Source organism: Paenibacillus sp. P36, assembly GCF_045866505.1.
Lineage (GTDB): Bacteria > Bacillota > Bacilli > Paenibacillales > NBRC-103111 > Paenibacillus_E > Paenibacillus_E chondroitinus.
In genome coordinates this window covers 243,913-266,778 of the sequence record NZ_AP038372.1, presented here as the reverse complement: position 1 = coordinate 266,778, position 22,866 = coordinate 243,913, and the positions used below count along the sequence as shown (strand labels likewise).

Sequence of the window (22,866 nt, the reverse complement as noted above, 5' to 3'; positions counted from 1 at the left end):
AGTATGATCTAAGCTAGTTAAAATTAGAGATTTACAACTAATTTACACATTCCAGCATCCCCTGTCAATGCGTAAAAAAGCCGAAATAAGCAGAAAATCCGGGTACACCTGACGTGTACACCGGATTTACGAGTTGCCATTGCTTGTTACTCTTCGGATTGATCCGAATTCGGATCTTTCTCTTTTTCGAACTCTAATTTATTGCTTTCATTCTCTTTGCTTTGCGGTTGAATGTTCACTTTAACGTCCTCGTCGATCCCGCCGGCATTCAGCTTGCCTTTTTCCAAAAGCTCAATAATTTCATCTTTATCGAGCGTTTCTTTCTCAAGCAGCGTTTTGGCTACGAGATGCATTTGATCGGCATGCTCAGTAAGAATGGCGCGTGCGCGGTCATAACAAGTGCGGATAAAGCTTTGCATCTCTTGGTCAATCTCATAAGCGATCGCATCGCTATAGTTTTGTTCATGGCCAATATCGCGGCCTAAGAACACTTGACCTTGGGAGCTGCCGAACTGCATCGGTCCAAGCTTATCGCTCATCCCGTATTCCATAATCATGCGGCGGACGATGCCTGTAGCCTTCTGGAAGTCACTGTATGCCCCTGTGCCGATCTCACCGATAAATAATTCTTCGGCAACACGACCACCAAGGAGTCCAGTTACTTTATCCAACAGCTCGTTCTTCGTCTGCATCATGCGGTCTTCGCCTTCTTTGGGCAGCATCATCACGTAACCGCCAGCGCGTCCGCGCGGAACGATCGTCACTTTGTGCACCATATCTGCATTTTCCGCATGATAACCAATGATTGCGTGTCCGGCTTCATGATAGGCGACAATACGTTTCTCAACATCGCTGATGATACGGCTTTTCTTTTGCGTACCTACAATAATACGGTCAAAAGCTTCCTCGATCTCAGCCATCGAAATATCTTTACGATTACGACGAGCAGCAATCAAAGCTGCCTCGTTCAATAGATTCTCTAAATCTGCGCCTGTAAATCCAGTCGTGTAACGGGACAAAGCGTCCAGTTTCACATCTTTGGCAAGCGGTTTATTGCGTGCATGTACTTTCAGTACAGCTTCGCGGCCTTTAATGTCCGGACGGTCAACCGTGATTTGACGGTCAAAACGACCTGGACGCAATAAGGCAGGGTCAAGAATATCAGGGCGGTTCGTTGCCGCAACGATAATAATACCTTCGTTAGCGCCAAACCCGTCCATCTCAACTAGCAACTGATTGAGGGTTTGCTCACGCTCGTCATGTCCGCCACCTAATCCGGCGCCACGTTGACGACCGACCGCATCGATCTCATCAATGAAAATGATACAAGGCGAGTTCTTTTTCGCGTTCTCGAACAAGTCACGAACACGGGATGCGCCGACACCGACGAACATCTCTACGAAGTCAGAACCGGAAATACTGAAGAACGGAACGCCTGCTTCACCGGCTACTGCCCGTGCAAGCAATGTTTTACCTGTTCCCGGAGGACCATTGAGCAGAACCCCTTTAGGAATTCTTGCGCCGACGGCTGCGAATTTCCTTGGATCTTTGAGGAATTCTACAACTTCGACCAGCTCTTGTTTCTCTTCATCCGCACCGGCCACATCTTCGAATGTGACACGTTTCTTCTCCTCATTATATAAGCGGGCACGGCTTTTGCCGAAGTTCATCACTTTGCCGCCGCCACCCTGAGCTTGGTTCAATAAGAAGAAAAACAAGATGAAGATAATGACGAATGGGATGATAGAGGTCAGGAAGCTAATCCAGACGCTATCCCGCTCCATTGTCTCATACGTTTCTGACGGAACACCATTGGCTTCGATCAGTTGAACGACCAATTGCTCGTACGGAGCATGCGTTTCAAAACTCTTCTTATCCGCTCCGCTTGGAGGGTTAATATACTTACCTTTAATCAAATACGTGTATCCATCGAACTTGAGGGTTACGGATTCCACATTTTTGTTAACTACCGCTTGGCGGAATTTATCGTAAGTAATTAATTCCTTTTGTTCGTTTTGGGTACTGATGAAATGGACGATACCTACTGTTACCAAAAATATAAGTAAATAAAAACCGGTATTCCGGATAATTCGATTCATCCCAAGCCTCCTCTCGAACGGCACACTTTTATTATTTTACCATATCCCGGTAAAGCACTACAACATAACCGCAATGAAGAAGCCCGGAGATATGACATTAGGTTGAGTAAATCTCTGGTTTCAATATGCCGATAAATGGAAGGTTACGGTATTTCTCTGCATAATCCAGACCATATCCGACAACGAACTCATCTGGAAGCACATAACCTGCGTAATCAGGTTCGAGTTCAACGGTTCTGCGTGCCGGTTTATTAAACAGCGCAACGACCGAAATCGTCTTCGCATTGCGTCGCTCTAGCACATCTATCAGATAACTCAGCGTTAATCCGCTATCGATAATGTCTTCCACGATAAGAATGTGCCGTCCTTCTACGGGAACATCAAGATCTTTGATAATCTTAACGACTCCGGATGACTTCGTGGATTGACCATAGCTCGAAACGGCCATGAAGTCGAGTTCCAATGGCACTTTAATTTGCTTCACAAGGTCAGCCATGAAAATAAAGGCTCCCTTAAGTACACAAATGACCAATGGATTCTTGCCTTCGTAATCTTTGGAGAGTTGCTCTCCTAATTCTTGAATCTTCCCTTGAATCTGTTCTTCACTGTAAAGAACGTCTTGAATGTCGCTGTACAAGGATGAACCCCCTAGTTTATATTATGAATCCTTATAAATTTACATTCTAGAAGAACGAAATTTACGCATGTTACTTCAGCACGAGCTTCAGATGAAGCACACGTTCTGTATCGGAACCAACAAGAGCGTGCTTGGACCTACGAAAGCCGGCAATCCAGAGGATTTGTCCGGAAGCATCGACCAGTAACGGGATGACCTCACGCCGACTTAGCGGCATTTTGGCATCAATGAACATATCTTTTACCTTTTTGGACCCGTTTAAACCATACGGTTCCAATCGATCTCCTGACCTACGGCTACGAAGAACTAGCGGCAGTTGAAGTTGATCCAGATCCAAAAATACGTCCGTTGCGGATGAGAGCAAAGCTGCTGTCTCTAGCGAACTGACAGGCATCCATGAGCAAAGCAGTTTGGCTTCTATTTCCGGCAGGTTCAGTTCATCCGTATCAGATCCGATCGCATAAGCATAAGGCTTCGGCGAGGGAGCAGATGTCTGAAATTGAATGGCTTCATATTCTCTCACAATATAAAGGCCATCATCCACCTGCAGTACTTGATTAGAAACCTGATCCTGCAAGATCAGCTCGCGGATACTTTCAATCCGGTTAAATTCCAGCCGGTCCATTCCCAAACAAAGACAGTTTAATATTAATTTAATCAAACGCCTTTGTAAAGCAACGTGAAGTCCACTGAAATCACTTCTCTGTAGCCGGCAAGCCGCTTCCTGAAAAGTCACTATCCGGTGTAAAACCTGTTCGGTCTCCCCAGCCAAATAATCATCCTCAGCGCGCATCATATCCGTCAATCGATTCAGCGACTCCGGCAGATGTTCATTGTACTGCTTCAGCATCGGCATAACATCCAGCCGAATTTGATTACGAAAGTACTTCCGCAGCTCATTGCTGCTGTCTTTACAATAAGTAATGTGATGCTGAGCGCAATAATTCACAATATCTGATTTGTATATACGTAGGAAAGGACGAATCAGTTCCACTTTTTTTTCTCGCCTGCGTTCCGGCATCCCGACAAGCCCGGACGGGCCTGTTCCTCGGAGGATTCGCATCATAACTGTTTCCGCTTGATCATCGGCATGATGCGCGAATGCAATTCGCTGAGCATCATAATCTTCAGCAACTTGATGAAGGAATTCGTACCGCTTCTCACGCGCGGCTGCTTGCCCATTCAACGCCGTTTCCTCTATATAGGCCGGTACATCGATGACGCCAATTTCACAAGGTAGACTCAGCTTTTTCGCCAACTCCATCACAAACTCGGCTTCCCCATCCGATTCCGCACCCCGGAACTGATGATTCACATGAGCGACAACCAGTTTCCAGTTGAAATCGGGCGTCAGCGCAAAAAGGACATGAAGCAGCGCCACGGAATCAGGTCCTCCTGAAACTGCGACGACGACGACATCTCCCGAATCCGCCAACTTCTCTTCGGTCACTCGCTGCCGCACCTTGGCGACAAGATCGATTTCCATACTGTCTTCCTTTCCGACTTGCATGTTCCCTAGTTATTAGTTCAGCCAATAAACATAAACAGTAGCTGCAAAAATAAAAATGGAGGCCGCGAAGCAAATCTTGAGCCACGGCATTTTCAGAGCGGGCTGTGTAAGCTTTTTACCCGAAATGAGTTTTTTCCAATAATGAAAAGCTTCCTGCGACGTAGTAAACTCGCCTCTCAATGCTTTTTGAAGAAATGGCGCGATCTGGGCAGCTGCTGAATTTTCTCGCATAATGACCATAAGCTGATCCACATCTCTGTTTTGAGGGAGCATCTTGTTCATTGCCGTAAAGCGTTTGCGCTGATCGAGCGATTTTAAAAGTAAAATGGCAAATGAAAATAAATCATAGCTCTCTTCCGCTACCCGCTCCCCCATCTTCCAATAGCCGCGATCGTACACTTCGGTCAGTTGCTTAATCGCTCTGCCCTTGGGTGTCACCCCGCCGAAATCAATGAGGTCCACATCGCCATACTTGGATACGATCATGTTCTCAATCTTCAAATCCCCAAACACATAACCGCTCTTATGGATCTCCGTCAGCTTTCTGAGCAGGTTAGAACCAATAACATAGATCCAATCCTGCCCACGCTTATGTATAAAATGAGAGATTGTCATTCCATCAATATATCGCATGACATAGAAAGATATCTCTTTCCCGCGAACCTGCATATCATCCGCATCGATTAAGAAGTTCTTAAAAGATGTATCTGTGAGGGATATAGCGAGAAGCGAATTAATCTCCGATTGGTGGTCAACCGTTTCATGTCCTGCTTTTAGAGCAAATCTGGCCGTTCCTCTTCGTACGAGAACCACAACACCGTTAGAGCCAGCACCTAATAAACGTTCAACCACATAACTGCGGCCGTTCCATTTGCCTTGGATTTCTGTCCCTGGACGGAAAGCTTCCTCATACCACGTAGTCACTCAGCATCCCATCCTCGGTAGTTGGTGCGACAGGCTTCTCCGTCACGAACTGCAGCGTCTGCAGGAGCGCCGGACCCGTCGGAGTCGTACCCTTCATGTTTATTTTATAGAACATCTTGTCTAAATTTGCAAGCTGATTCGTCCAGTTGAGATCCATCTCCAGCTCTTGATCCCTTGTTTTGGTTGACGGAAAATGGAACACGGCTAATTCACTTTTGCCACTACGGGCTCTAAGACTTAGCAGAAGATCATGAATAGCTTCCCGCACCGCTGCAAGCTTGGGCTTCATACTAGCACTAGCATCTATTAAAAGCGCTACGCGAAGGGAAGTAGTTTCACTCATGGAATCGATCACCTGCACGACCTCTGCCCGCTTCTCAGGCGGAAGCTGCTCTAATTGATTAATCCCCAGAATGCTCTGCAATTCTTTGCCTACCGCATGCTGTATCGTTGTTGTTACGGTTTTACGCGTCATCATCTGAACGGTTTGGGACAGCTGGACCGAATTGACAATACGGCTCATCCCCCCGCCTGCTGCGGCAATCTCACGAATCTCCTCCGTGCCTAACAGGCCTAACTCCCCTTGATCGACCACTCCTATGACATTCACAGTTACACCTTCTGTATGCGCCTGTGCAGCCGCTATAACAGGACTCACGCCAACATTCGAACATCCATCTGTAATTAACAAAATCTGTTTCATCATAACAATTGCCTCCCTGACATAAGGAAAATTTGCTCTCTAGCAGTTCTTCTCCTAGTTTTTCCATTTTCGAGAGGCTCTAATCACCTGGAATAGAAAGAAAAGAAGCAGGATACCCCGAGGGGCTCCTGCCTCTATTTTCATTACCAGAGTGGCTCAGGTATCAACTTGGTTAATGTTTCCGAGCCGTCTTCATTGCGTTTATACTCGTGCGTATTGGCGCTTTCCTCTACTTGCTCGAAGCCCCAATAAGACGGGGAGACGTCAGGGAAAGACTGACTGGCGTTTTTCAACGGACCGCGGTGCAGAAGACGATTAATCATCGTCACAGCTTCTGCGCGAATCATCGCTTGCCCCGGTTGGAAGGAGCCGTCCGGATATCCGTTAATGATGTGATAACGGTAAATCTCCTCGATCTCATTCTTCGCCCAGTGCGCAGAAATATCATTGAAATGAAGATTGTTGGATGCATCTGCTTTCAGGTTCAGGTAACGGGCTATGACAGCCGATAGCTCAGCACGCGTAATCGCGGTATCCGGCCGGAACGATCGATCCTCGTACCCGCCAAATAGGCCGGCTCTCGTAGCAGCCTCAATGTACTCGCTGCCCCAATAAGCGATTGGCACATCCGGGTAGAGTACTTCCCCTTTCACTGTACTGCGCAGATCCATGATCCTTGCGAAAATCGCCGCAACTTCAGCGCGGGTAATATTGCGCAGCGGTTTGAACTCCAGATCAGGGTATCCCATGATATATCTGGTGTGCTTGCTATTCTCATAGCGGTTCGAGAACAACATCACTTGAAGTATAGACTTGTCGTCTTCCAGATGTACGAGCGTTGTCTTACTTGAAATCGATGCTTCGTTCGTTACGTTTTGTTCCGCTTTAGGAAGAGCGTTGGACAACACTTTCACTTTGTAGGTCAACGACCCTTTTCCATTCGCGGCCAAATCACCGATCGCCCACGTGATCGTATTTCCGTTCACGGATCCGCCTGCTGCGTCAGCGACCGTCGTGTAGGTTGGAATTTGTGCGCTAACGTTAACTCCCTGCGCTAATGTACCTGTTTTGTTGCTGTATTCAACCGTAAACGTGATTTCTTGTCCTTCACCATAATTGGCTTTGTCCGAAAATAAATGAACGGACAAGTCTGTTTGCCCCGGCAGAACAATACTGCCTCCGACAGAGCCGCCATTGCCTTTGTCTGATGTTGATTCCCGCTGCATTTGCAAATCGTGCTTAACGATTGCATATTCTACGGATATCGTCGGGCTGATATACGTCACATATCCCGGTTTCGTAACTCGGATGTAATAATCCGATGTCGGGAAGACCATGTACGCGTAATCTCCGGCTGCATCTGTATTTTGTGGGTTCTTGTTATCGTTTGGCGCAAAGCCTGTGAGAACAGGAAGTGGTACCATAGTGTGTTTGGTTTTTCCATTAATTTCATTTCTAGGCGTATCTGCATAGTACAACTCAACGTGCGCATCTTCGATTACTTCCCCCGTATTAGCATCTGTAACTTTGCCGTAAGGGTCAATTAGCTCAAGCGCAATGTTCAGTTCACCATCGCTGCTGATTTTTAGCTTCGACAGTTCTCCTTGCGCGTTCTCATTCAACACAATGAATACGCCCGGCTCTACTTCGTAGCTAATTTCCATCTTGTATTCGCCTTGCGTCAGGCCGTTCATACTGAACGTTCCGTTGGCTTGAAGCGGAGCATTCGAAATTTCATGATTCGAGCCATCCAACAAGCGAACTCTCATTTTGTTCGTCATGTCCGCAGGAAACACACCGACACTCTGATTGTCGTTACCTACTGCAATAAGACCGCTGGCCCCTTTGGAAGGCATAAATTCTTCATGTCCTGTACCGGAAACCACACCTGCCGTTATCGTTTGTGTGTAGGTGATAAGTTGGGTTTGCCCGCCGATTTGAACAGGCTTCGTAATTTGCATTTGATAATCGACGCCTCCGCGAGGGATCGCGATTTTGTAATAGCCTTGGTACGTATCTTTCGTAACCGTGTAAGCATCGCCAGTAAAGTCGACGCCGGGATTCCCGTCAAAATTAGCCGTAATGACAACATGAGCTCCATTAACCGGTGTTACAACGCCATCGATCATCTCAGTAACAATTCCGACAATGCTAGCCGGTTCAAACGTCATGATAATTTGTGCTTTGGCATGGAGATCGCGCGGACTGTCGTCAGCAACTGCCTGAATCGGGAACCGCTCGGAGATGATGCCCTCGATGACGGCAGACTTGAACGTTACTTTTGCTTCACCTTTTTCATTCGTGACAGCCGATGAGCCACCAACGAAAGTACCGATTGGAGCAGTGAAGTTCACTTGAACATTCGAAAGCGGCTGACCCGCTTGATCCAATACAATTGCCGTTAAAACAGTCGTGGACTGCCCATCGCCGACAATGCTGCTAGGATCAGCTGTTAAGACTAAGCGATATTGGCTAAGCTCGGCGTCTACGATAACTTGGTTGCTTCCAACTGTGCCCGGTATCGCATAGAACGTTTTGCTTGCTTCTGCGTAATTCTCAGCTTGTACCACGATGCTATAACGTGCTGCCGGACGTTGTCCGAAATTGTAGCCACCGTTAGCATCCGTTGTTGTTTTTGCGATTTCCACATGATTGGCATCTTCCTTGTACAAGGTAACAGTAGCGCCGGCGATTGGCCGGTGTTCTCCTGCAACTGTAATGGTACCAAGAATTTCAATCGCATTTTTCACCGTAAAACCATTATTGCCGCCAAATGCGCCGTTAGGTGCATCTGTCTGGATGTCATGACCACCGATTGCCGCATCATAACCTTTGAAGGTTAATTTGAACGACTCTGAAGTCTGATTACCCAGAATATCGTCCGGTAACCGTGTCAGCACGTTTTTCCATTCTTTATGGCCATCTGTGATGTATGTTTCCGGATTCGTCAGCACGAATTGAATGACTTCGGAATGGGAGCCATGGATATAAACAGCTTCCACTCGCTGCACATCGTTAGAGCTAACAGCTGAAAGCTTCAATGGATCCCCTGGTGCAAGCACCGGCTCTGTCCATGGCGAACGCGGCTGACTACCCGCCCATCCGTCAATCGGATCCCCAACAACGTATAGCTTATCTTGAATGCTCTCTTCTTTTCCGCTCTCGGCGGCAGATGCCTTGAGGCCGATCAGATACGGATGATCGTTGTCATACGGAGTGCCTTCCGGAACATGAACGACTAGCTGCAACGCCTGCTGCTGTCCTGCATTCAACATGAAGCCTGGGACGCCGCCTTGATTCACATCCGGAGAGATGTAGGTCCATTTCCATTGGCCTTGATCGAATGCCCACGTGGCTGCCACTTGGCCATTAACGATCACATCCGTAGTAAATGGTGTGTTCACTTCAAGCTTAAAGAGATCTACACCGGCTCCAGTATTCGTCACGATGTGCGGGAACGTTGCCGTTTGTCCGGCCTTCACACTTTGATCCGGAGCTGTATTCAACGTGTGCTGCCCAAGTACAATGGCGTTGATTAAGTTCGAACTCAGCTCATCATACTTCTTCCCGCCCTTCGAAGGGAGAGAGTAGTATTCGTTCAAGGTATACTTGACGCTATATACCGAGCTAACCACGGTAGCGTTATCCGCCTGTACTTTGAATTGTAATTCGCTGTTGCTGCCAGGCTGAATCGGCGTACTCTCCCAAGTCAAGCTATAGGTAGATCCGCTTACTGTAGCCCTAGGATCTGCCCAGCTGATATGAACGCCCATTGGAAGCTGGATCGTCGTAAACGGGTTGAACGCGGTACTTTGCCCGTTATTCGTCAGCTTCATGGTGAAGAGAAGCTCTTCACTCGCCGTATCGAACGGAACGGAACCATCCGGACGAGCCGGTTTGATGCTGCTTAACAGCAGGGAAATGTCGGGTTGCACGACGTTCACGGACAGCATCTCGGCCGATATGGTTCGAGGCGCGCCTTCAACAGCCGCTGTCTGATAGTCAAGCTTCGGCGTGAACTGTGCGAAGTAGCCGCCCGTCGGTCCATCCGTTTTCAACCTTGTAACAATTTGATACTGCGCGGACGGGTCCGTTGGACTGGCATCCCCTGTGATAGACCCAAGCGGATACTTATCTCCAACTTTCGGAATATCAGTGACAGAGCCGCCAACGATTTTACCTACCGAAATGATTTCCTGTTGGACAAGCCCTGACAGCGAATCAAGATTTACATGATACGAGGTCGTATTAAGCGGCTGATCCAAATTCAGGAGATAGGTCACTTCATCCCCAGGACGCACTGTCGTCGTGCTGTTGTTCGTTGATTCTTTGATTGAAGCCGATACCGTCAACACATCTACAGAGAGTACCTGCGGCAAGGACACTACAGGCGTGTAAATGGCAACCGGAGTTGTTTCCCGGGACTCGTATCCGGTTATTTTACCGTTGATCGTAATACCCGTTGTCCCCGGTAAAACTTCTGGCTTCGTAGTGACTATGAAGGTCACTTTCTTCTTACTGCTTACAGCTAGATCAGAGAGCGCAGACCATGTAAGCGTGTCGCCACCGCTAAGGGATCCGCCATCCGAAATCGAGCCTGGCTTCACGTTCAGTTCGCTTGGCAGCTTGACTTCCACGGAAGGCTTGTATGCTGTCGCGTTCCCGACGTTACTCAGTTCAAACTCAACCGTGATCTCGGTGTTGGTTTTGGAAAACTTCGTATCGGTAATTGCTACCGGAGCTATGGTCAATTTCGGCTGCATAATAGCAATGCTCGTTACTGCATCAGCCGTTTGGGCTGGGTCGGAGCCGTTTTGCTTATTCCACTTGGCTACAGCCGTAGTTTTATACGGAACTACTTCAGTAGAGTCGAAAACACCTGCTTTTGCTCGTGCTTGAAAGGTGTATGTGATGACTTTAGCCCCTAGTGAGGCATCCGTCTCCGAATTAGTTAAAACTTTGGTGAGCTTGTTTCCTGCAATTGTAAAATTATTAGGATTGTTCGTTAAAGTAAAGTTGCTTCCGAGTGAGTCGACTACATCTTCGACAACAACGTCGTACGCTATCGTCCCGTCAGGTATTGTCACTTCGACTTTGTAGTCTACGGAATCTCCTGGACGAATCTTGGTGATGTCGCCACTGCTCGTTGCCGTAATAACATTCGTAATCGTGACGCGCGGAACATCAACGGTAGCTGAACCTGCCACGTAATCATACTTGGCGCCGCCACTATCAGGCAGACTGTAGTAGTCTCCAGTGGAAGCTAAAATGCTTTGCGTTGATCCTGACCCCTTGACGTTGTCAAGACGGGCAGTGAATCCGTATGTTATCTCAGCATTATTAGCAAGTGTCGTCTCTTGCGGGAACGTCATCGTGACCCCAGTTGCCGTCCCGTCTCCAGAAACAAAACTAAATCCTGCAGGCAGCGTTACTGTTGGCGTAAAGGTATAGGCCGGGTTCAGCCCCTTGTTCTTCACCTTGACAGTGTAGGCTTGGGTATCGCCTGCTTTCATAGATGTAGTAGCAGGACTTAAGGTGATTTCCAGCTGCGGTGCTTTAATGGTCACCGTAGGCTTTTCTGTGTTCTGAACGGATAAGCTTTTCTTTGCTGTTGCGGATGCTTCTGCCTTCCATTTGAAGGTAGCGCCAGACGTATCATTTACTGATGTACCGGCATTAATCTTCTTAACCGTGGTTTTAACATAATACGTATACGTCGCACCCGGCGTCTCCGCCATTCCAGCAAGTTTAATGTAGCCCGCTGTTGACGTATCGACAGTTTGCGAACCCGTCCCCGTATGTGTTTCTGAATTATACCCTGTATACGTCGCAACATAATCTTCATTGCTTGGTATTTCAATTTCGACCGATGGTGAATAAGCCACGTTGTGGTCCGGCACTTTCACTTCCACCTTGTAAACTACCCAATCTCCAGGCTTCAAGGAAGTTTTCGTACCCGAGGTATCCTCAACAGTCTTCGTAATCGTCGGTCCGGCTGTTGTTAGCGTGGTCGTCGTCGTCTCTTGCCCGGTGTAAGGGCGATTGATGACTTCTTCCGAAGTATCGCTTTGCCCATAGTAGGTCCACGTCGCATCTTTCAGCACAATATCTCTGCTCGCGCCGATTGGATCAATTAGCTGAACTGTGTAAGTCAACGTAACCGAATTGGTTGTGCCTGGTTGTATGGAAGGAATTTCATTGAATTTGATCGAAGTGTCGGTCTGCGTATAGTCCTCACTTTCCGGCAAGTCCTGCAAGCCATCCGCTAACTTATCCGTTAGCTTGACATGATAGGCCGGTGTCGATCCATTGTTCGTTAGCTTGATTGTAATTGTAACGGATTCATTCCCGTGAAGGTCCGTCGTTTTACTCACTGTACGCGCCATGCTCACGTCTGGCTCTACATAAGCTAATTCAACTTCCTTACGCTTGCTTTCAACGATACCTTCTGAGTTCTCGTAGGTAAGGACGACTAAGTTTTTAGCTCCTTTATCCTTGGTGACGTAGCTGGTATCGTTTTGAATCCGCACTTTTAATTCTGTGGTCAGTTGGTTAACCTGACCCTCGACTAGATCCGTGTTGCCAAAATCCCACACGAGAGCTTGCATATCATCTTCGTATGTAGGCGTTATTCCATTAATTTGATAAGTGCTAAGTGAGCCTTCATACATCGTGCCGAGAGGCAGATAGTCATAAAGCTTGACTTTGTGCTGTTTCGCCGGCAGTCCCACAGCGTCGTAAGCCACTTTAAAGCTAGCTGTATCACCTACGGTTACCGCTTGCTTCAGCTCATTGACCGGCTGGCCTCCCACGGTAGTTCCATCGTTCACTCTAACGATTTTTTCACTAACACTAGGCGTCGTCACGTGAATGTCCGTTGAATCGGAATCGGTAACCGTTCCTGACGAAACAGATACACCGCTTACCTCAGCCCTGTTGACGAGAACGTCCGCTGCAACTACATTGCTTCCACCGGATTTAGCAACCTTCCAAGTCGACCGAACGGTGGCTTCATAAGTAATTGTGAATTCACGATCCGTGGCACTTGCGTAGTTCATATCGCCTAGCGTCCACGTTAAGGCTGTAGTTCCATCCGCTGAAGCCGATTTCGAGAAATCACGGGATATCGTTGCACCGGTTGCATCCTTAACTACTGCCGAACTATCGACAAAGTCCTGCCCGTCACCCAGCGTATCTTCAACGGTGATCCCTGTCACAGGAACGTACTCATTGACTTTGACACGCAGCGTGTATACAAGCCTGTCTCCGTATCCGACCTCGCTTCCTGCTGAAGAAGAACCTGCCTTCTTCTGTACACCTTTATAAATCACGATATCTCTAGCCGTCACCTTCTGTGTCACAGACCCTGTGAAGGTTTGACCGTCCACAGTAGCTGAATAGTCAAACTTATCGTCCTTCTGTGTGCCATGCGTCATGATTTGATTACCTGCGTCTTTATTCAAAAAAGCCGCCTGATAACTAAACGTTTTCTTGCCTTTCCCGTCCTCGCCTGCCACTGTTAGCGCTGGAAGCGTCCAGTTAATGGTGCGCACCCCGCTGGTAACCGTTTGTGTCGGCGTTCCGGTTTGGCCTGTAAAACCGTAGTGCTCCACAGCCGCATCCGTTGTCTCTTTAAAGAGTGTGAACGTTGTAGATGACCGTGCATTGTTAACCATTTCGATCTTGTAAGGAAGCTCTCCCCACTCTGAGCCTCCTGCAGGAGGTGCATCATCAGGTCCTGCCCCCTTCACATTTTTCACATCATTGATAAGTCGGATGGAAAAAGGCGTGACCTTAATGGATTTGCTCCACGTCTTGGTAGGCAGCGCAGCGTCATAGTATAACTTGCGGGGATCACTGCTCGCATATAACCGAACCGTAGGCGTCAACATAGTTCCAAACGGAACCAAACCGCCGCTGTTTGCTTTCCTGTAGTTATTAGAGGCTTTGATTTTCACAGGAAAATCGAAGCTTTCCCCAGCAGCGATATCTTTGATATCTTTCCAGAAAGCTGTAATGGTTCCTGTTGCGCCATCTGTTACTACCGTACTGGGACTCATATCCGATGCCAGTTCAAGACCGTCCGGCAGTACAACTTCAACGCCAACGTTGAAGGCCATTGTTCCCGGAGTTTTATTATGGGCATGGACCAAAATTTCCGTATCGCGCCCTAGTACAGCTTCCGATAATTCTTTCTTTTGTAGTCCATTCGGATCATTAGGATCTGAATCATACCCAGTTACACTAAACTCATCGAGCTTAGTTCCATCAAATGCATAAGATGGTGCAGCCTGCACCGCGCCAAGCATACCGCCAATTAACTGGATGACCAGCATCAGCGACATCAGAATGGCAATTTTCTTCCGATAACGCAGCATGATTTACCTCCACTATAATTGTCGCAACCTGAATAATGTTCGCTCATCTTAGATGCACGATTGCTCAGTTTTTCCTCAGCTCAAACACTTGATCTTCCCGTTCTGTAAACCCAACATTAACGACTTTCCATACAACCTATTGCCATCCCTCACCCCATTTTTTTTAACTGTAAAGAATCTATTTATAGTTAACCATGATTATAGTCCTACTTGCAAGGAAATATAGGACCTAATTCCTAATTATTGCAAGAAATATGTCATAATTTATCACAATAAAGCAAAAAAAAGCCCTAACAGCGAATGAGCTGTTAAGGCTTGGCATTAACTTTAATTTTTACGCCATTTTCTCCGTAAGAGGAAGCCTAGAAGAATGAGCGCCAAACCGGATAATTTCACTGCCGTGTGACTGGACTCGCCGGTCACCGGGAGTGTCTCCGGCTGGAGACCGTCCAACGTCGTTGGCTGTGGACTGAGCGAAGGCGCAGACCCATTTGATTGAGCAGGCGTCGGACTCGGCGACAAACCAGGACTTGGGCTTGGGCTTAAGCTTGGACTCGGACTCGGGCTTGTGCTCAGACCCGGACTTGGCGAACCGGACGGAGCAGGCGACGTACTTGGCTTCGGTGATGTTGAAGCACTCGGAGTCGGATCCGGATCATTCGATGATGAATCGTGTTTTGGCGGATTCGTTGGCGTGCTGGATGGTGGATTAGACGGCGTACTAGACGGCGAATCCGTTGGCGTACTAGTAGGCGGGTTAGATGGCACGGTAGACTTCGTATTGGTTACCGTGATTGAATAGTTCTCACCCGAGTTCAAGGATACCGGATATTCCTTATCCGCATCCAAAGCATACCCAGCAGGCGCTGCACTCTCCTTCACTACATAGTTACCCTTCAACAGGCCGGTAAAGTTAGCAACTCCATTTTCATTTGTGGTCATTGTACCAATCCGATCCAATGCCCTGTCAGACTTCCGGTACAAGTCGAAGGTTGCTCCACTGAGCAATACGGTGTAATTCGAAGCATCCACCTTCTTCACGGAGAGCGAGCCTCTTACACCACTGCCTGTGCCAGAACCGCTTGAAACGCCAACGATGATATCCTGCACGGTTTCCTTGGTCACTGTCGTTACATTGTTACCACTCAGGATAACCTTATTGGAAACAGTATCCTTATCATTTGCCGCGATGAGCGATTGGTACTCCAAAATATAGGCGGAGCTAATAGGATTCACGAAATGCAGGCGGAACGTTTGTTTGCCGCTTGCATCCGTTTCAATTACCAAGGTATAGTCGACGTCCTTGGTTAACTCTGCTCCTTTCGTTACGTTGCCATTCACATCTACTATTGTTTTAAACAGATGGAACGTATCAAGCAGCAGTAATTGATTTACCGTAGGCGTATCGATTAATAAAGCATCATTCAAAGTTGACTGTCCTTGATTAATCGTTATCGTCCAATTAATCTTGTCGCCGCTTTGTAACCCTTTCTTGCTGATGTACTCGCCTCCGTGTGGAATGTTGACGGTCGCTTTCAGATCATTCGACACAGGTTTACTCGCATCGAATAGTTTGGCTGTGTTGTTTACTGTGGCACTGTTAATTAGCTGTCCGTCCAGACTCGTTTTGAAGACGATGGAATACGGTCCTAATATAGGTTGTTTGAACGAGAGTTTTAATTTATTAGCTGCGTCAATTTGATACTCGTACTCAGAAGTATCTACTACACTGCCTAATGTTGTGGTCCCATTTGGAGCAATGACCATCTTATAAACAGCAAGCGTGACTGCATCGAACTTTTGATTTGACTCCAAGAGATCCTCAACGACAGCTTGCTCAATGGGCTTACTATTATAGTTGACCCCTACTGTCCAAGTAATCTGCTTGTGCGCAGCGTCATAGGTGCCGTTTTTGAAACCATTATTCTTGACTTCGTCCCTTGTATAAAAAATATCCGTCACTGTCTTGGTTTGCTCATTTTCCCAACGATCCAACCAGGCCATCTGAGCTGTATTATAAAAGTCTGTTTTGATTCCTGCAGGTTGAATCCAATCTAGATTAAATGCTGTTTTGTAATTAATGGTTACCGGTCCGGTTAACGGATTCTTGAATCTTACAATAAAGCCATCCTCAGGAGCTACAGAGTCGTCTAATGTATATTCAGATGGATCTAGCACTCCTGCGCCTTGCTTGACTTTAAAGGTATCTGGAAGAAGGCGAAGACCCTTGTAAGGGAATGTATCCGTTACAACCACATGGCTCATTTGCTGGCTGTCCCCATTAATCGCAATATTCCATTCAACTATTTTAGTATTATAATCGATATGCCCGTCACTTTTGACAAGTACCACCTGATTAATCGGCTTAACAACAGTATCACTGCTTCCACCACCGGAAGTAACGGTGTTAGTTACGGAACTATTGTCCAGAACAGGCTTACTTGCCTTCGTTTTATAGATTACTTTATAAGCAGATGAAATATCTTGAAGAAACTGCAGCTTAAATCCCTTCTTACCCTCAGCCGTCTGCGGCGTCAAAGTATACTCAGTAGAAGGCACTACACTACCCAACACTTCGCCGCCTACCCCATTAAAGGTGACTGGGAATATTTGAAAAGATTCGGCTATTAACTCTTGGGACTCATTGAATAGGTCGGATAACCAGGCTGCCGATTGCGGGATATTCCCCTCATTATAATTATACTGAATTGCCCAACTTATCGTCTGCGTCCCTGTCGCGTAGTCAGTTGCGATCTTCTTAAGCACACTTCCATGTTTGACTTCAACAGTTGCAGTTGCTTGAACCGGTGTCTTGTTGCTGCCAGACAATGTTGCCGTGTTCACAAACGATGACTTGGTTGAGTCCGTAATTGCCGTAGCGAATTGTATCCTGTATGCATGAGTAATTGGGTTATCAGCAAAATGAACGGCAAGAATGCTGTCATCCGTGCTTACTGTATACTGGCTGCTATCCAACAGCTCTCCCAAAATCATAGTGCCATCCAATTTTACGTCCAGAGAATAAACCGCAACGGAAACAGGAACAGCCAACCCCGCAGGAATAGGATCTTTTACGACCGCTTGTTGAATGGAGTCCATCGACTTGTTCACATCAACGGTCCAATCAATTTGCTTCGCATTAAAACCGTTAGCCACACCTGCTTTACTTATGGTAGAAGGAACATCCGGCCTGAAAATGAGGGTAAAAACCTCTTCTCCCGATTGAATCGGGATCGTAATAATTTGCGTTGTCGAGCCAGTTATTTGGCTTTTATTAAACTGGGTATTGATCGTGAGGGTCCCTCTCACATTATCATGGCTCTCAATGAAGTTGTTAAATGTAATGATGACTTGGCGGCTGTCCTTGTTCACTTGAAAGGTTCCAACTTGATCGTCACCGGTAGTCAAAGTCCCACCCACGTTATTAAATAACAAAAATTGTGCTGGCAGCATAAACGTATAGGTGTCGCCTGCCCGGTAACTATGACCGTCCGGCAAAGACCAGATATAGTCCAGCCTTACTCTAGCTCCCTGATCGTAGACGTTTCCCGTCACGACTTGTCCTGCACTGTCGTAAACAGCCATCGTCACGTTCTCCAAGATGTTATCTGTATTGGAGATTTCAGTCGCGCTTGCTTTGGTTGAAACGCCGACTGCATACAAGCACTGCATGAAGACTAACAAAATGACGAGCAACAGCTTCAATTCCTTCTTCAACATCTTCATAAATTCCCTCCATTCCTATCCATATGTGGACCCAAAAAACTTAATTCGCCTTTGATACAAAATGTATCAGAAAATACCGCACTATACAATACATAACGTATCAATATAGCTATTATATGATACATTTTGTATTGTATACGTCATAACTGTTTCTCATCGGACTAAAGTGAGAGCAAAATCCACCTAGTCCGATGATTCTACAATTTTCCCTTTAATAATTAAACGGTGCGTCGGATTATCCATAGGGTCACAGGTAATTAAGGTTATTTCCTTATCTTTACCATTGCCCTTTAAGACCGAAACATCTGTAGGAAGGACATATTGCTTATCCTCCACGATGTATTTGAACTGTTTGCTCCCTGTCTCGACTTGAATGATGTCGCCAAGGTCAACTTCATCTAATCGGTTAAAATTTTTCCCATAGGTCAAATTTCTATGGCCAGCTATCGCATAGTTGCCCACCCCACCCGGTTTTCCCGTATTAGCTATACTTGCAACGGAAACCTTCAAATTCTTTACGGTTGCGTCCGTCAAGATTGGAAGTTTCAAATTGATTTTTTCGATCCGCAGCACACCCTCCACGTTCTTGGGCAGCGGTGTCGGTTTCGGCGCAGCTTGCAAATCCAAAGGCTGCACTGGCTTTACACTAGGGGGATTAGTAGCAGCCGAATCAACAGATCCAGCGGTATCCACTGGGCCCATAGCACCCAAGCTGCCTGTTGTCTCGACTTTTCCTATGAGTGTATCCACACCCTCAGTTTGTGCGCTCTCACTCTCCTCCGGCGGGATCTGATCCATGATCTGCAAACTTTCCTGCCATTGATTCATAATCTTTTGCTGCTGATAACTCTCGTACCGGTCATTCAAGGCTGGATATAGAAAAATCAAGACCCCGAAGATGATGCATGCGAGAGAAAGCACTTTCCTGAACATGCCATACCGCCTTTCTCATAAATCCTGTAATACCCTTATTTTCCCACACTAAAACCGCAACAGCAAATGAGCTGTTACGGCTTCATTTTCTAGCTAGCTGACCGTTTTCGGACGCTCCATGCGCGTAATCCCTGGCCAGCGGAATGTCGCCCACTCCGGCTGCCGCTTCTCTACACGAGCGACAACGACCGTCATGTCATCCTGAATTTCGCCATGATGATGGCGGAAAATTCGCTCCAGCAAACAATCCGCGAACTCTTGCGGCAAAGTCGTGTCAATTTCATGGATCATGCGCTTCATCCACATCTCCTTATTCACCGCATGGCCAGGCGCATCATAGATCCCATCGGTCATCATGACGAGAATATCTCCCGATTGGAGAGGGATAGAAACCAGATCGACATCGATCTCGCTTAAAATGCCCACAGGCAGATTATTGGCGGAGATGGAGATCACCTCGTTCCCTCGCTTAATAAAGCTCGGTATGGAGCCAATTTTCATGAACGTCGTATTGGCGTTGTACATATCAATCAAAGCCATATCCACCGTTGCATACATCTCATCGGAGGAACGGAGCATCAACACCGAGTTCAGCGACTTGATCGCCAGCTTCTCGTCCATCCCGGACTGCAGCAGTTGCTGCAGGATGCTAAGGGCGGTCTGACTCTCGGCCCGCGCCCGCTCGCCGTTGCCCATGCCGTCGCTAAGCGCAACGGCATACTTGCCATTGCCCAGCTCCACCGTGGAGAAGCTGTCGCCCGAGAAAAGGTCGCCCCCTTTGGCTGCGCCGGCGACCCCGGTCTCGACCACGTATTCTTTGGCAGAGCCGAATACGACCGTGCTGTAGCCTTCGCCACGCTCATGCATCTCTTCGCGCATCACGGCGACATTTTCGCCGATAATTTCGCTCAGCAGCGGCGCAATGATTTTCCGGCATTCATCGAAGCCCTTCGTGTATTGATGAATGATTTCAATTTCAATATTTCCTTCATCTAAGGAAATAATGTCGATCGTATGAATCGATAGGCCCAACTCCTCCAGCGCATTGCGAATTTGCTCCTCCTGAAGGAACAACTCCTGCCCTTCACGTTTAATTTCCTTCGCCAGGTCCTCCATGACCTGCGAGACGCCAGATAGCTGATCTGCTACGAGATGGCGGCTATCCATAATTTGTTTTTTCCAATGCATATCATTCTTGTACAAGCTATATTGCTGCTTCATCACATCGAGCACCTGATCCGTCTTATTACACACCTTCTTCCATTCTGCAGGTATTTGCTTCTTCGTCATATTCTCCTTTGTCTCAATATTGGTCATCATATCCGTCATAAACGTATACGTTTGGTAAAATTTCTGATCCCAGCACTGGCTCTTCTTCCAGCAGGATTCACATGTTTTCTGTGCAACGGCATTCATGAAATGCCCAACTTCCTCCTCCTTACGGCTGACCGCATCATCCGTCGTTAATTGTTTAAAGCTGCGCGACAGCTGCCGGAACACTTCCGAGAACTGTTCCACACGGCTGGCCGTCACATCGCGAACCCGCTTCGCATAGTCCTGCTGCGATTTGAGATTCTCCTGCGTGCCAGGCACATATTTGGCAAGCGTAAGAATCAGGCTCCTCGGCGTAAGGAGAAACAGCGTAACGGCCGCAAGCGATTCCCACGCGGAATTAATCATATCGGCACTCGAACCTATATAGAACGATAAAATCGAAGATCCCAGCAGCATACCGAAAGCAACCGCGAGCCGGTTCCCTTCCTTAAGCAGTCCGGCCAACATCCCGGAGAAGGCAAGCAAGCTCATTTGATAGATAGCGTTGCTATTCGCAAGACTTAAGATAAGCCCTGTGATAACGCCAACCGAGGCTCCAAAAGGCGCTCCGCCTACCAATGCAAATAGCAGAATCAAGTATCGGGAGAGTACGTGCTCCACGGTGACAGGCCCCATTACCCAGCTCACCGTCCCTGTCATAACGGAGGCCAACAAAATAATTAAGCAGATGATTTCCTCATGTTTCAAATGATAGTTTTTACGGGTAAGTGTGAATACCGGAATGGCTTGTATGAAAATCAGTGTCAGCACTAGACTAAGCAGCGCCTCTACGGACAGCATCATCAGGGAATACCAGCTTAAGTTTGATACGACCAACTCTGCAAAAAGCTGAACCAGGAAGGTTGAGCTAAAAACGAGCAGCGGAGCGAGTGAAAGCTCTGAACGCTCAAACTTCTCAAGCGCTTTCTGAATGAGCAGGAAAACGATAATCTCCGTAACGAGATATCCAGTATTTGAATTGATGGACAGTAAGCTTCCGGCAAATGCCGCAATACCTACCCAATGTAAAATGTCTCTCCTCGTAAAATAGATAACTGCAATAAAGGCTAAAGCAAACGGAGATAGCTGTTCGAGGATCATCGCACGTCCAAGAAGGAATGCCATAACGATGAGGAGAAAAGACCACTTCTTAGCTACAAAAGCTTGAACAAAACGATTTTCCACTGCCGCACTGTGAGCACCTGTTTTCGCTCTTTGCCAAATTCCTGACCATCCACCGCTAATCGCCGCTCCTAGGCTTCTTCTTTGCATGCTTTGAACACCATCCATTCTTCCCTTATTTGTTTCTCTAGTATAGAGACAATCTAGCAGAAAGTTTGTCAGAATGAGTTGATAGATTCAAAGAAATTTCCGACAAGCCGCGCCAGCCGTGTCACCCGCCCCCAGCCCTTGCCGCGTCTCGCTTTATTTAACTGAAAGCGTATCCAAAAGTCTGATCCTCCCGAACTTTCGCCATGCAGATGGGGGAGATACCCGTAACTCCATGTCGATTGGAATTGACCATACGATGAATTGTAATAATTGGTAATTCCACAGAAACCAACGAAAAATAAAAAAACCACATCCGCCTAAGCGAAATGTGGTTCTATTATAAGCATCTATTAGTCTCTTCTTCCGCCTCGACCACCGCGTTTGGACTCGGTGTTCTTCTTCAGAGACGAAATCCGCTCTTCACTATCTTTAAGGAAACGAGATACTTTATCTTCGAACGAGAACGGTCTAGCTCCGCCTTGCTGCTTGTTAAAGCCGCCGCGACCGCCACCACCGCCGCCGCCACGATTGAAGCCACCGCCGCCTGGACGACCGCCGCCTGGGCCACCACTAGGAGGACCACTGCGTTCTCCGCCACTGCTTGGACGACCACCTTGGAAGCCGCCTGGACGATCTCCGCTCGGGCGTCCTTGATAGCTGCTGCCACCTGTACGTTCAGGACGAGCTGGTCTTTCCTCAACTGGCTTGTCAATCGTTTGCTTGATCGACAGTCCGATCTTGCCATCCTTGTCCACGTTAATCACTTTGACCAATACTTTGTCTTCCAGCTTTAAATGGTCATTAACGTCTTTCACATAATTGTCTGCGATCTCTGAAATGTGAACAAGACCGGTAACTCCTTCAGCAAGCTCGACGAATGCTCCAAAGTGAGTAATCCCCGTCACTCTACCCTCTAACTTGGTGCCAACTTCAATTGCCATAAAGTAAAATGTTCCTCCCTTAAAATGTTGAAAACACTGGCTACGCCGATTATAACCGATGCAGAAACCACGGTCAACACGGCATTCGCCCCTTCTTCAGTCCTTTTATTGCTTCGAGACACTAAGTGGCGTCTCTCCCGTTTTGCTATAGTGAAAATCCCGGCGAATAATTTGATCCAAGTATTCATCATTATGAAGCCTACTGATTTCCTTCTGCGTCTGCTCCTTGATCTTCTTCGCATCAACGAGCTGTTGCTCCATATTCGCCACGGCATTTCTCTTCTCGTGAAGCTTAGCGAACTGCCCCCAAATGTTAACAGCAGCCCAACTCATAAAACAGAGAACAAAGATCATCAGAAAACGCAGTCTTCGCTTTGAGCCTACACTACTGCTGCGCTTGTTTGGTGCGGTTGCTTGAGCCTGCATGTA

11 protein-coding genes are annotated in these 22,866 nt (G+C 47.3%); all 11 read right to left on the bottom strand.

Features of this window, described 5'->3' with window-relative positions; translation table 11 throughout:
- Window positions 1-146 precede the first annotated feature (146 nt).
- The 11 genes from ftsH to ACKTT9_RS01090 all read right to left on the bottom strand — a co-directional run bounded on the left by ftsH (window position 147) and on the right by ACKTT9_RS01090 (window position 22,863).
- Window positions 147-2,099: an ATP-dependent zinc metalloprotease FtsH gene (ftsH, locus tag ACKTT9_RS01140; RefSeq protein WP_326061303.1), complete on the bottom strand. Its 1,953-nt coding sequence runs from the start codon at window positions 2,097-2,099 to the stop codon at window positions 147-149.
- A gap of 97 nt (window positions 2,100-2,196) precedes the next feature.
- Window positions 2,197-2,736 (bottom strand): hypoxanthine phosphoribosyltransferase, encoded by a 540-nt coding sequence (gene hpt / locus ACKTT9_RS01135; RefSeq protein WP_127457153.1) that lies wholly within the window; start codon window positions 2,734-2,736, stop codon window positions 2,197-2,199.
- A 70-nt stretch (window positions 2,737-2,806) separates the two neighbouring features.
- Window positions 2,807-4,222: a tRNA lysidine(34) synthetase TilS gene (tilS, locus tag ACKTT9_RS01130; protein WP_407870194.1), complete on the bottom strand. Its 1,416-nt coding sequence runs from the start codon at window positions 4,220-4,222 to the stop codon at window positions 2,807-2,809.
- A gap of 36 nt (window positions 4,223-4,258) precedes the next feature.
- Window positions 4,259-5,170 carry a protein kinase domain-containing protein gene (locus tag ACKTT9_RS01125; RefSeq protein WP_407870193.1) on the bottom strand — a complete coding sequence of 304 codons (912 nt, stop codon included), beginning with the start codon at window positions 5,168-5,170 and terminating at the stop codon, window positions 4,259-4,261.
- The gene (locus tag ACKTT9_RS01120) at window positions 5,154-5,873 is read right to left on the bottom strand and encodes a hypothetical protein (RefSeq protein ID WP_127457174.1); all 720 of its coding nucleotides are present in this window, start codon (window positions 5,871-5,873) and stop codon (window positions 5,154-5,156) included. The genes ACKTT9_RS01125 and ACKTT9_RS01120 overlap by 17 nt, the downstream gene beginning before the upstream one ends.
- Before the next feature lie 143 nt (window positions 5,874-6,016).
- Entirely contained in the window at window positions 6,017-14,251 is an 8,235-nt protein-coding gene (locus tag ACKTT9_RS01115; RefSeq protein ID WP_407870192.1) for an S-layer homology domain-containing protein, read from the bottom strand.
- Window positions 14,252-14,578: 327 nt separating this feature from the next.
- Window positions 14,579-17,977: a collagen binding domain-containing protein gene (locus tag ACKTT9_RS01110; protein ID WP_407870191.1), complete on the bottom strand. Its 3,399-nt coding sequence runs from the start codon at window positions 17,975-17,977 to the stop codon at window positions 14,579-14,581.
- A 183-nt stretch (window positions 17,978-18,160) separates the two neighbouring features.
- Window positions 18,161-18,910 carry a class D sortase gene (locus ACKTT9_RS01105; protein WP_407870190.1) on the bottom strand — a complete coding sequence of 250 codons (750 nt, stop codon included), beginning with the start codon at window positions 18,908-18,910 and terminating at the stop codon, window positions 18,161-18,163.
- 93 nt (window positions 18,911-19,003) lie between these two features.
- On the bottom strand, window positions 19,004-21,496 hold the full coding sequence (gene spoIIE, locus ACKTT9_RS01100) for a stage II sporulation protein E (protein WP_407870189.1): 2,493 nt from the start codon (window positions 21,494-21,496) through the stop codon (window positions 19,004-19,006).
- A gap of 350 nt (window positions 21,497-21,846) precedes the next feature.
- Window positions 21,847-22,437 (bottom strand): S1 domain-containing RNA-binding protein, encoded by a 591-nt coding sequence (locus tag ACKTT9_RS01095; protein WP_157324483.1) that lies wholly within the window; start codon window positions 22,435-22,437, stop codon window positions 21,847-21,849.
- A 105-nt stretch (window positions 22,438-22,542) separates the two neighbouring features.
- Complete coding sequence (locus tag ACKTT9_RS01090) at window positions 22,543-22,863, bottom strand: septum formation initiator family protein (RefSeq protein WP_127457146.1); 321 nt, start codon at window positions 22,861-22,863, stop codon at window positions 22,543-22,545.
- Between the last annotated feature and the right edge of the window lie 3 nt (window positions 22,864-22,866).